This is a genomic window from Streptococcus sp. HMSC072C09 (assembly GCF_001813105.1).
In the GTDB taxonomy this organism is placed as follows: domain Bacteria; phylum Bacillota; class Bacilli; order Lactobacillales; family Streptococcaceae; genus Streptococcus.
This window is the reverse complement of sequence record NZ_KV811508.1, coordinates 1-444: the sequence shown is the minus strand read 5'-3', so window position 1 is coordinate 444 and position 444 is coordinate 1. Positions and strand designations below refer to the sequence as shown.

Here is a 444-nt window from a genome sequence, read left to right as displayed (position 1 = left end):
CGTTCCCTTCAGCCGGACTTGGGTAATCCTCCAAGATAACAATGGACCTTGTAGGACTTGAACCTACGACCACTCGGTTATGAGCCGAGAGCTCTAACCAGCTGAGCTAAAGGTCCAACAAGATCAACAATATAGCGGCGAAGGGGATCGAACCCCCGACCTCCCGGGTATGAACCGGACGCTCTAGCCAGCTGAGCTACACCGCCATAATATCGGGAAGACAGGATTCGAACCTGCGACACCTTGGTCCCAAACCAAGTACTCTACCAAGCTGAGCTACTTCCCGATCTAAAGCTACCGCTTTATGCACCCTAGAGGAGTCGAACCTCTAACCGCCTGATTCGTAGTTCAGGTACTCTATCCAGTTGAGCTAAGGGTGCTCGTTCCTATTCAATTATTACATAGCCTTGCGACCATGCACCCTAGAGGAGTCGAACCTCTAAC

The 444-nt window shown here is 51.4% G+C and carries 4 tRNA genes; all 4 read right to left on the bottom strand.

What is annotated here, in order from left to right:
• Positions 1 to 42: 42 nt before the first annotated feature.
• Positions 43 to 116: transfer RNA gene (locus tag HMPREF2893_RS10430), tRNA-Ile, on the bottom strand.
• Positions 117 to 132: 16 nt separating this feature from the next.
• Positions 133 to 206, bottom strand: a tRNA-Met gene (locus HMPREF2893_RS10425).
• Positions 207 to 212: 6 nt separating this feature from the next.
• A tRNA-Pro gene (locus HMPREF2893_RS10420) sits at positions 213 to 286 on the bottom strand.
• 19 nt (positions 287 to 305) lie between these two features.
• Positions 306 to 380, bottom strand: a tRNA-Arg gene (locus HMPREF2893_RS10415).
• Between the last annotated feature and the right edge of the window lie 64 nt (positions 381 to 444).